At 69.5% G+C, this 10,517-nt stretch carries 12 protein-coding genes; 9 read left to right on the top strand and 3 right to left on the bottom strand.

All coding sequences use genetic code 11. The features are described 5' to 3' along the window. Positions 1-566, bottom strand: a 566-nt coding sequence (locus tag VFM98_RS11060; RefSeq protein ID WP_325109975.1) for an FAD-dependent monooxygenase, incomplete at its 3' end; no start/stop codon positions are given. A gap of 117 nt (positions 567-683) precedes the next feature. On the opposite strand from VFM98_RS11060, the gene VFM98_RS11055 reads away from it, so the two are divergent. After that, positions 684-2,027, top strand: a complete 1,344-nt coding sequence (locus VFM98_RS11055) for an amidohydrolase family protein (RefSeq protein ID WP_325109974.1) — start codon at positions 684-686, stop codon at positions 2,025-2,027. Positions 2,028-2,084: 57 nt separating this feature from the next. Here the strand turns inward: VFM98_RS11055 and VFM98_RS11050 are convergent, their stop codons facing one another. Beyond that, on the bottom strand, positions 2,085-2,534 hold the full coding sequence (locus VFM98_RS11050) for a TerB family tellurite resistance protein (RefSeq protein ID WP_325109973.1): 450 nt from the start codon (positions 2,532-2,534) through the stop codon (positions 2,085-2,087). Between the two features lie 171 nt (positions 2,535-2,705). On the opposite strand from VFM98_RS11050, the gene VFM98_RS11045 reads away from it, so the two are divergent. The 3 genes from VFM98_RS11045 to VFM98_RS11035 all read left to right on the top strand — a co-directional run bounded on the left by VFM98_RS11045 (position 2,706) and on the right by VFM98_RS11035 (position 4,748). Continuing rightward, positions 2,706-3,107, top strand: a complete 402-nt coding sequence (locus VFM98_RS11045; RefSeq protein ID WP_325109972.1) for an RcnB family protein — start codon at positions 2,706-2,708, stop codon at positions 3,105-3,107. 299 nt (positions 3,108-3,406) lie between these two features. Next, on the top strand, positions 3,407-4,201 hold the full coding sequence (locus VFM98_RS11040) for a class I SAM-dependent methyltransferase (RefSeq protein ID WP_325109971.1): 795 nt from the start codon (positions 3,407-3,409) through the stop codon (positions 4,199-4,201). 310 nt (positions 4,202-4,511) lie between these two features. Then, a complete protein-coding gene (locus VFM98_RS11035) occupies positions 4,512-4,748 on the top strand; it encodes a hypothetical protein (RefSeq protein WP_325109970.1) in 237 nt (78 codons plus the stop codon). A gap of 24 nt (positions 4,749-4,772) precedes the next feature. On the opposite strand, the gene VFM98_RS11030 is transcribed toward VFM98_RS11035, so the two are convergent. Then, complete coding sequence (locus tag VFM98_RS11030; RefSeq protein ID WP_325109969.1) at positions 4,773-5,357, bottom strand: hypothetical protein; 585 nt, start codon at positions 5,355-5,357, stop codon at positions 4,773-4,775. A gap of 162 nt (positions 5,358-5,519) precedes the next feature. Between VFM98_RS11030 and VFM98_RS11025 the strand changes: the two genes are divergently transcribed. The 5 genes from VFM98_RS11025 to VFM98_RS11005 form a co-directional block, all read left to right on the top strand. Next, complete coding sequence (locus VFM98_RS11025; RefSeq protein ID WP_325109968.1) at positions 5,520-6,407, top strand: dioxygenase; 888 nt, start codon at positions 5,520-5,522, stop codon at positions 6,405-6,407. Between the two features lie 66 nt (positions 6,408-6,473). Next, positions 6,474-7,265 carry a citryl-CoA lyase gene (locus VFM98_RS11020; RefSeq protein ID WP_325109967.1) on the top strand — a complete coding sequence of 264 codons (792 nt, stop codon included), beginning with the start codon at positions 6,474-6,476 and terminating at the stop codon, positions 7,263-7,265. Positions 7,266-7,275: 10 nt separating this feature from the next. After that, positions 7,276-8,415 carry a CaiB/BaiF CoA-transferase family protein gene (locus tag VFM98_RS11015; RefSeq protein ID WP_325109966.1) on the top strand — a complete coding sequence of 380 codons (1,140 nt, stop codon included), beginning with the start codon at positions 7,276-7,278 and terminating at the stop codon, positions 8,413-8,415. A gap of 61 nt (positions 8,416-8,476) precedes the next feature. Then, positions 8,477-9,673, top strand: a complete 1,197-nt coding sequence (locus VFM98_RS11010) for an amino acid ABC transporter substrate-binding protein (RefSeq protein ID WP_325109965.1) — start codon at positions 8,477-8,479, stop codon at positions 9,671-9,673. Positions 9,674-9,686: 13 nt separating this feature from the next. Then, the coding region (locus VFM98_RS11005; RefSeq protein WP_325109964.1) for a branched-chain amino acid ABC transporter permease at positions 9,687-10,517 on the top strand (831 nt) is incomplete at its 3' end.

Genomic DNA, 10,517 nt, shown 5'->3' with positions numbered 1-10,517 from the left:
GGCCCGTCCGCCCCCACGAGGTACTTCGCGCGCACCTTCACCGCTCCCTCCCCCTTTGGGGGAGGGCTGGGGTGGGGGCACACGACGGCGGTGACTCCATCTCCGTCGTCCTCGAATTCGACCAACCTCCACCCATACCGGATGTCGTTCGTGCCGTACCCCTCCGCATGCCGCCGCAGGATCTCCTCCACGAACTTCTGCGACACCCGGTGCGGCAGTTCCGCCGCGCGCCACGCCCCGCCGAGGCCGCGCACCTGGCGCACCGCCTCGGCGGCCGTCGGCAACGCCAGCCGCGCCAGTTCCCAGCCCGTGTAGCGGGTGAAGTACGCGATGTCCGTCGGGTGGTCTGCAGGCAGCCCCCGCGCCCGCACCTCGTGCGCGAAGCCGAGCCGGCGGAAGTGCTCCATGGTGCGCGCCTGGGTCGCATTGGCCTGCGGGTTGAAGGCCGTGCCCGGCTTCGGGTCCACCAGCAGCGTGCGAATGCCGCGCCGGCCCAGCTCGTTGGCCAGCATCAGGCCGCAAGGGCCGCCGCCGGCGATCAGCACGTCGGTGTCGAGGGTCTGCATGGGGGGGCGCCGCAGCGGGCGGACCATTCCTGCCGCTGCGGTGTGGCGCGAATTATGTCCGGGACCCGTCGCAGTGGACTAGAGTAGGCACGGCAACCCGGACCCGGAGGCCTGGAGATGAAGCGCATCCTTCTTCGCGGCGCCACGATCGTCACGATGGACCGCCAGGGCGAGCTCGCGCCCGGCGACCTGCTGGTGGAGGACGGGCGCATCGCCGCCATCGCGCCGGCGCTGGACGTCGAAGACGCCGAGGTCGTCGACCTTCCCGGCCACATCGTCATCCCCGGACTCGTCAACGCCCACATGCACACCTGGCAGACCGCCTTGCGCGGCCTGGCTTCCAACTGGACGCTGCTGGAGTACTTCCGGAGGATGCATGCCGGCCTGGCCACGGCCTTCGCGCCGGAGGACCTCTACATCGCCACGCGCATGGGCGCGCTGAACCAGCTCGATTGCGGCACGACCACGCTGGCCGACTGGTGCCACAACAATCCCACGCCGGAGCACGACGACGCGGCGCTCGAGGCGCTGCTCTCGAGCGGCATCCGCGCGGCCTTCTTCCACGGCACGCCCAAGCCCGATCCGCAGCCGGGTCAGGCGCCGTTCTGGGAAGTGCCGCACCCGCGGCGCGAACTCGAGCGCCTGCTGCGCCAGCACCAGGGCCGGCCGCTGCTCGCGATCCACGCCGCGGTGCTGGGCCCGCACTATTCCACGCTGGACGTGGCGCTGCACGACTTCCGCATGGCGCGCGAACTGGGGGTGATCGCCTCGCTGCACCAGGGCGGCGGCCCCGCACGCACGCCCGAGGGCTGGCAGCGGCTGGAGGAGGAGGGCCTGCTCGGTCCGCACATCAACATCGTGCATGGCCATGCGCTGTCGGACGAACAGCTGCAGCGCTTCTGCGCGCTGGGCATGAGCTTTTCCGCCGCTGCCGAAAGCGAGATGTCGCAAGGCCACGGCCACCCGCTCACGGGCCGGCTGCGCCGCTTCGGCCGCGCGCCATCGCTCGGGGTCGACCTGGAGAGCGTGCTCTCGGGCGACATGCTCACGCAGGCGCGGGTGGCGCTCGGCATGCAGCGCAGCCTCGACAACCTGGCCTACCGCGAGCAGCACGGCGCCATCCCGCCGACCACCACGATAGTCACGCGCGAGGCGCTGTCGTGGGTGACGGTGGAAGGCGCGCGCATGCTGCAGCAGCTCGATCGCATCGGCACGCTGGCGGCGGGGAAGCAGGCGGACCTGGTCGTGATCCGCGCGACCGACCTGAACATGCAGCCGGTGCACGACGCCGTGAGCAGCGTGGTGTTCCACGCTTCGCTCGCCAACATCGACAGCGTGATGGTGGCGGGCCGCTGGAAGAAGCGCAGCGGCAAGCTGCTGGCGGGCGACCTCGCGCGCGACCTGGAGCGCCTGCGTGCGTCGGGTGCGAAGATCACGCGCGCGCTGGGGCTCGCGCATTGATCGGGTGCCGGCCATGGCAGCCGCCGCGGCTGCCACGCATCCGCCGAATCGCTACCGCTACCGACCCTGCTTCGCGTGCATCTTGGCGGCGATGTACTCGCCGTGCGTCACGTGCAGCAGGCCCGCGATCTTCGAGATGATGTGGCTCTCGCCGGCATCCGCGTGGCCGTCCACGTAGGCCACGCGCCACATCAGCTCGACGATCTCGATCTTCTGCGGCTGCGTGAGGCGGTCGTTGAGCACCGAGGTGAAGGAGAAGAAGTCGTTGCTGCGGCGCGAGCGATCCTCGGCGGCCGCGAGCAGGTCGTGCAGGTCGCCGTCGTCGATCGAGAACCTCTGCTGCAGGATCTGCGCAACGGCGTCGCGTTCGGCGGACTGGGTGCCGCGGTCGGCGCGCATCGCTTCGACCAGCAGCACCGCGGTGGCGAGTTCGATGGAAACCGGCGCTTCGCCGGGCGGCGGGGGCTCGACGAGCGAGCGCAGGAAATCACGCAGGGCGGGGATCACGCTGTCATTGTGCCGGCAGGCGCCGCGACCCTGCGTGGGACGGGGCCGCTGGCGCGCGCCGGGCGCGTTCCGCGGCGGATACATCGTCTTGCAACCTCGTACCACCGGTTCGCCCGCGGCACGCGCGAGTGCGCCACGCTGGAGCTTTCGACACCCGGGAGCAATCCATCCATGAAAAGCAGAACCATCGTTTGCAGCCTCGTCATCGCTTCGCTCGGCTTCGGCACGGTTTCGTTCGCCCAGCCTTCGCACCACGGGCACGATGCGCGCGAGGCGCGGCATGACGCACGCGACGCGCGGCACGACGCCCGCGAGCGCGAACACCGGCGCGAGGCCCGCGAGCGCGAGGCCCGGCGCGAGGCGCGCCACTACTACAACGCCCGCGGGCCGGAGTTCCGGCGGGGCCACCGCCTGCCGCCGGAACTGCGCAACCGGCAGTACGTGGTGAGCAACTGGCGCGCCCACCGCCTGTCGCCGCCGCCGCGCGGCTACCACTGGGTGCAGGTAGGTCCCGATTACGTGCTGGTGGCCATCGCCACCGGGGTCATCCTCAATCTCATCCTCAGCCAGTAAGGCGCAGCGGGCGCCGGGGCGTCAGGCCCCCGGCGCCCGCGACCGGGCCGGGCGCTCGCCCGGCCCGCCCATCTCCACGAAGCCCTCGCCCCGCGGTCGCAGGCCGCGAAAGAGTGGTCCTTGGTCCCAACCCTGTCCCCTGCGCGACGCCGACTCGGACGAATCCGAGCCGGCCTCGGTGCGGGTGGGTGCGCGAATCGGAATGTTCCGAGCGTTTCTTCAGTGGCCGCTGATGTTGCCCGCCGCGCGATCGGAGCACAGTAAAGCACACCGGACGCACCGATAGAGGAGTCGGACTTATGAACACCCTGACAATGAACGCGCTGATCGGCCTTTTCGTCGTACTGGCCTGCACCGGCATGTTCTTCTTCGCGACCACCCGCGGCACCCTGATCCTGCGCGACCTGACGGGCGGACGCCACACTCCCGAATCGCACGTCTACCCGATCTACTCCCGCATGGGATTGATCAAGATCGTCGACTTCCAGCCGATCATCTCCGCCATCCTGCTGTTCCAGTATCCGCGCCTGGTGACGAAGATCGTCAACGGGATCAAGGCCACCAACCTCAAAGGCAAGCAGGTGCTGATCACGTCCTGCGCCTTCGGCAACGTGATGCCGCGCACCATCGCCGCCTCCTTCGCCTCCGGCGCCAGGAAGGTGGTGGTGGCCGACATCATCCGCAACGAGCTGCAGCACGCCCGCAGCAAGCTCGAGCCCCGCTTCGGCAAGAAGATCGAGTACGTGGAGGAAGACGCCACGGCCATGACGCTGAAGGAAGGTTTCGCCGACGCCAACATCATGTTCTTCCTGCTGCACGAACTGCCGCACGACCTGAAGATCAAGGCGCTGCAGGAAGCCGGCCGCATGCTGGCCCAGGGCGGCAAGCTCTACCTGGGCGAATTCCACAAGCCGAGCTCGCTGTTCTTCCAACTGCTGAGCTGGACGTACTTCAAGGTATTCGAGCCCCTCGGCCTGGCGCTCTGGGAAAGCCACGACCCCGTGGCCCTGCTGCAGGACATGGGCGGCTGGAGCGTGGAGCGCCAGACCTTCTTCTTCGGCAACTTCCAGATCGTCACCGCGACGAAGCTGTAAGCCAGGCTCCGCTTCTCCGACAGTGAACGCCCGCTGGACGGGCGTTCTCCGTTCCAGGCGGAGCTCGCCTGCGCACCGAGCGACGCAGGCTCCCGCTCGACGTTGGCGGGCGCCTACAGGGCTTGTAGAACCCATCCGGCCCGGTTCGCGCGCGACACTTTCGTTCCGGCAAGTGCGCCTCCGGCGCGCATGCGAGCCGGGCCAGACTGGAATCGGTGGCTGCCTTCCCACCTCCCGGATGCCGCTGGCGCAGTACCTTGTGCGCAGTACGGATACCGATACGGATACGGGAGCGATCCAGGCCATGCCAATGAGCCATCACAGCATCAGTCTCACCACTGCCTACGGCGACGTGCTCGCGGCGGAGGAAGTCAGCGACTCGGAATTCCCGCGTGCACTGCGCCGCTTCTACAACGAGGCGGTTCCGCGCGCGAATTCCGTCGTGGTGCTCGATGGCGTGATGCACACGCGCAACTCCTTCCTGGAGTTCGTGCGCCAGTTCAACGACTGGGCCGCGCGCCAGCCCGGCGTGCACGCGCCGGCCTGAAGGCGCGCCTGGCCGACGGGGCCGTCAGCGCGAGGGCGTCGCCGGCGGAGGCGGCGGCACAGGCGCCGGCGTGAAGCCGGGCGAGCCGCCCGTGAAGCCGGGAAAGGTGCCCGTGAACCCGGGCGAGGGCTGGGTGACCGGCGGCACCGGCGTCGGCACGGGGACCGGCACCGCAACGGCCCCGGCCTGCACTTCGGCGCCCGCGGGCTCGGGCGTGGCCTGCGCCAGCGTCGACAGCGTGTCCAGCAGCGGCCGCTTCTCTTCCTCCAGCTCACGGTAGCGCGCGTACAGGCGGTCGCTCTCGGCCTGCAGCTCGTTCATGCGCTGGGTGCGGGCGTCCTCGTCGCGCTGGATGTCGTCCACGCTGGGCGGCGGCACGAGGGTGGAAAGGCGGTAGATCGGCAGGCGCTGCAGGGCGAGGCGTTCTTCGCTGCGGCGCATCTCCTGCACCATCTGGAACTGCTGGTACACCACCAGCTGCTCCTGCGACAGCCGGTTCAAGGCTCCTTCCACCCGCTGCATCTGCTGCGCGATCGCGGCGGCCGTCTGGGCGGATGCGATGGGAGCAGCGAAGACGGCGACAACCAGTGCGAACCAGCGCAAGCGCATGGGGAGCTCCTCGATGGCGGCGATGGAACCAATGTAGCACGGCCCTTCGCAGCGGGCGCGTAGGTCCGCGCCGCACGCCGCGGCGCCCCGTAAGGGTCCGTCCGGATTGTGATCGCCCGCGCCGCTCGGGACAGTCGAACTCCTTCGCCGCAGGAGACGCCCATGCCCCAACTCGAAGTCAGCGATTTCGCGCAGGCAGTGATCGACCGGATGGCGGAATGCAAGGATGCGCGCTTCCACCAGGTCATGAGCGCCCTGGTCCGGCACGCCCATGCCTTCATCCGCGAGGTGGACCTGACCCCGGACGAATGGATGGCCGCCATCCAGTTCCTCACCGCCACCGGCCAGAAGTGCGACGAGAAGCGGCAGGAGTTCATCCTGCTGTCGGACACGCTGGGCATCTCGATGCTGGTGGTGGCGCTGGACCAGGCGCGCGGCGCCCGGGCCCTGGCCGACCAGCCGGGCGAGAAGCCGACCGAGGCCACCGTGCAGGGCCCCTTCTTCTGGCCCGGTGCGCCCGAGCTGGAGCTGGGCGCCGACATCGGCGAGGGCTACCCGGGCGAGCCGACGCTCTACCACGGCCGCGTGACGGATACCTTCGGCAAACCGATTGCAGGCTGCGAAGTGGACGTGTGGTCGGGCGACGCCGACGGCCTGTACGACATGCAGAAGGGCGACAGCATGAGCCTGCGGGCGCGCTTCCGCACCGATGCCGAGGGCAACTACCGCTTCTGGTCGATCAAGCCCACCTTCTACCCCGTGCCGGGCGACGGGCCGGTGGGCACGATGCTGGCGAAGATGGGCCGGCACCTGAACCGGCCGGGCCACATGCACATGATGCTGGCGGCGCCGGGGCACGAGCGGCTGGTCACGCACATCTTCGTCAAGGACAGCCCCTATCTCGATTCGGATGCGGTGTTCGGGGTGCGCAACAGCCTGATCGTGGAGTGTCCCAGGCACGAGCCGGGGCGGGCGCCGGACGGCAGGCACATGAACAAGCCGTATTACACGGCGAAGTACGACTTCCGGTTGGTGCCGTCCGCGCAGTAAGCGCTGGGCTTTCGCTATCGCTCCAGCGCCAGCCTACGAAACCGCCTTCGCAACGGGGGGACGCAATTGAAGATCGGCAAGGCCACGGTGCCGCGCTCCGGCATCACCACCTCCAACGCGGAGACGATCGTCGTGCGCGGGCAGGATCTCTCGCGCGACCTGATCGGGCAGGTGAACTTCGCGGACTACTTCGTCTTCCTGCTCACGGGCCGCAAGCCCGATGCGGCGACCAGCGCGGTGGTGAACGCCACGCTGGTGGCGATCGCGGACCACGGGCTGGTGCCCAGCGTGCAGGCGGCGCGCATGACGTATGCCGCGGCGCCGGAGGCACTGCAGGGCGCCGTGGCGGCGGGCATCCTCGGCTGCGGCTCGGTGATCCTCGGCGCGTCCGAGACCGCCGGCCGAATGTTCGTGGAGATCGACGCCCGCGCGCAGCAGCAAGGCGGCGACCTGCGCGCGGCGGCCACTGCGGTGGTGACGGCGCGGCGCGAGCAGAAGCAGGCCATCCCCGGCTACGGCCACCCCGAGCACAAGCAGCGCGACCGCCGCGTCGATGCCTTGTTCGAGGTGGCGCGGCGCGCCGGCGCCGGCCAGCACTTCGTCCAGATCGCGCAGCTCGTGGAGGAGATCGTCCCCGGCGTCGTCGGCAAGGACCTGAAGCTCAACGTCTCGGCCGCGATCCCCGCGGTGCTGCTGGGCGTGGGCTTTCCGGTCGGCGCGCTCAAGGGCGTGCCCATCCTCGCGCGCACCGCGGCGCTGATCGCGCACCTCAACGAGGAGCAGGAAGACCCGATCGGCTTCGCCCTGTCGTACCAGGCGATGCGCGAGTTCGAATACACCGGCGAGATGCCGAAGTGAGGGCGCGCGCATGATCAAGGTGCTGGATGGCGTGCGGGTGCTGGAACACGGCACCTTCATCACCGGGCCGGCGGCCGCCATGCTGCTGGCCGACCTGGGCGCCGACGTGGTGAAGGTGGAGCTGCCCGGCACGGGCGATCCCTTTCGCGCCTTCAAGGGCGGCCTCTATTCGCCGCACTACCAGACGGTCAACCGCAACAAGCGCAGCGTCACGCTGGACACCCGCCAGCCCGACGACCTGGAGAAGTTCGACGCGCTGGTGCGCGAGGCCGACGTGTACCTGCAGAACTTCCGCCCCGGCTTCGCCGAGCAGATCGGCGCCGGCTTCGAGCGCCTGCACGCGCTCAACCCGCAACTGATCTACTGCGCCATCAGCGGCTTCGGCGCCACCGGCCCGTCGGCGCAGCGCCCCGCCTACGACAGCGTGGCCCAGGCCGCCAGCGGCTACCTGCGGCTGCTGGTGAACCCGGCCAATCCGCGCGTGGTGGGCCCGGCCATCGCGGACCTCGTCACCGGGTTCTACGCGGCCTACGGCATCCTCGGCGCGCTGGTCGAGCGCGGGCGCAAGGGCACGGCGCGCCGGGTGGACCTGTCGATGTTCGAGGCCATGGCGCACTTCAACCTCGATGCGTTCACGCACCTGTTTTCCGCGGGCGAAGTGATGGGGCCCTACAGCCGGCCGAGCGTCTCGCAGTCCTACGTGCTCGAATGCAGCGACGGCAAGTGGATCGCGCTGCACATGTCCTCGCCGGAGAAGTTCTGGCAGGGGCTCGCCACCGCGATGGAGAAGCCCGACCTGCTGCAGGACGAGCGCTTCGCCACCCGCGAGGGCCGCATCGCGCACCAGGAGGCGCTGATCGAGGTGCTGCGGCCGATCTTCCTGCGCCACGCGCGCGCCGAATGGTGCCGCCGCCTGGAGGCCAACGACGTGCCGCATGCGCCCATGTACACCACCGCGGAGGTGCCGGACGACCCCCAGGCCCGGCACCTGCAGCTGTTCGTCGAGGCCGAGCACCCCGTCGTGGGCAGCTTCCGCACGGTGCGCTCGCCTGTGTCGTTCGACGGCGAGCGCCCGCTGGAAGTCACGCCGCCGCCGCTGCTCGGCGAACACAACGAGGAATTGAGCCAGGGCTGGAAACCCCGGACGTAGGCTGGCGGTGCGCGGCGAAGCCCGAACCCCAGCGACGACAGCGCCACCACAGGAGACAAGCATGTCCTTCACCCGCCGCCACCTCCTCTCCGCCGCCGGTGCCGCGCTCGCGCTGCCCGCGCTGGCGCAAGCGCCCTCGGGCCAGCCGATCCGCATCGGCAGCACGCTGGCGCTCACCGGCCCGCTCTCCGCCACCGCGCTCACGCACAAGCTGGTGGGCGAGATCTACGTGGAGCAGTTGAACAAGCGCGGCGGCCTGCTGGGCCGCAAGGTGGAATGGATCGTCAAGGACGACCAGTCCAAGCCCGACCTTGCACGTACGCTCTACGAGCAGCTCGTCACCAGCGACAAGGTCGACCTGCTGATGGGCCCCTACGCGACCGGCGCCATCCTCTCGGCCATGGGTGTCGCCCAGCGCTACGGCAAGGTGCTGGTGCACCACACCTTCGGCATTCCGTCGCTGGCCAAGTTCGACATGCAGTTCCCGGCCTGGGCGTTGGGCCCCGACCCCGGCCAGACGGTGCCGAACACGGTGTTCGACATGCTCGCGGCCTCGAAGAAGCCGCCCAAGACCATCGCGGTGGTCACGAGCAAGTTCCCGTCGGTGCACTTCATGTCGCTGGGCGGGCGTGACGTGGCGAAGAAGCGCGGCTTGAAGGAAGTGCTGTTCCTCGAATGGGATTTCGGCAACCGCGACTTCGGGCCGATCGCCGCGCGCATCAAGGACGCCAAGCCCGATTTCGTGTGGATCGGCGACATCGGCCTGGAAGGCAACATGCTGCTCGACGCGATGAAGAAGATCGACTACGCGCCGCCGCTGCACTTCCACACCTACCCGGCGCCGGGCCCGATGACCAAGTCGCCCGAAGGCAACGGCGCGCTGGCGCTGACGATCTTCGAGGAGCATTCGCCCTTCACCAACCACGGCGAGGCGGCCAACTTCGTCAAGGTGTTCAACGAGCGCGCAGCGGCCGCCGGCCTGCCCGACACCCACGTGGAGGTTCAGGCCGCTGCCTCCTACACGGCGTGGCAGATCCTGGAGGCCGGCGTGCGCGGTGCCAACAGCCTGGACGACAAGAAGATCGCCGAGTTCCTGAAGAAGAACCGCATCGACACCATCCAGGGCCGGTTGCGCTTCGACGGGCCCAACAACTACGGCGACGACCTCATGAAGATCAAGCAGGTGCAGGGCGGCACCTGGAAGGTGGTGTGGCCGCCGTCCTTCGCCGCGCCGGGCGCCTCGCTGCAGATGCGCTGAGGCCGATGCCCCGATGCAGCTCCCCAGCTTCAACCTCCTGGCCCAGGCCATCCTCTCCGGCATCTTCATCGGGGCGCTGTATGGCCTGATCGGGCTGGGGCTGGGGCTCGCCTGGGGGCTGCTGCGGCAGATCAACCTGTCGCACTTCGGCCTGGTGTTCCTGGGCGGCTACCTGGCCTACCAGATGGCGACCGCGTGGCACGTGGATCCTCTGCTGGCGCTGGTGCTGGTGCCGCCGCTGTTCTTCCTGCTCGGCGTGGGCATGCAGTGGGTGCTCTCGCGCTTCGCCATCACGCCCTTCAACTCGCTGCTGGTCACCTTCGGCATCACGGTGGTGATCGAGGCCGCGATCCAGGGCGTGTGGACGGCCGACTACCGCAAGCTGGAATCGCACTACGCAGCGATGAAGTTCACCGTCGGCGGCCTCTACGTGCCAGTGCCGGAACTGCTCACGCTGCTGCTGGCGCTCGGCATCTCCTTCGGCGTGTGGGCCGGCATGCGCTACACCGACCTGGGCAAGGCCCTGCGTGCGATGGCGGAAGACGGGCCGATCGCCGCTGCCTTCGGGATCGACGCGCGGAGGCTGTCGCTGCTGCTCGCGGGCGCCTGCGCGGCGCTGGCCGGCGTGGCCGGCGTGTGCCTCGCGCTCACCTTCACGCTGACGCCCTCGCAGATCTTCGCCTGGGTGGGGGTGGTGTTCGCGGCCGTGATGCTGGGGGGCCTGGGCAGTGCGCTCGGGCCGCTCGCGGCGGGCATCGTGATCGGGGTCAGCGAGGCGGTCACCATGGCCGTGGTCTCGCCGTCCTGGGCGCCGATCGTCTCCTTCTCGCTGCTGATCCTCATG

The organism is Ramlibacter sp. (assembly GCF_035706265.1).
Taxonomy (GTDB): Bacteria; Pseudomonadota; Gammaproteobacteria; order Burkholderiales; family Burkholderiaceae_C; genus Ramlibacter.
Note: the sequence above shows the minus strand (reverse complement) of the source record. Positions and strands in the feature narration are given on the sequence as shown.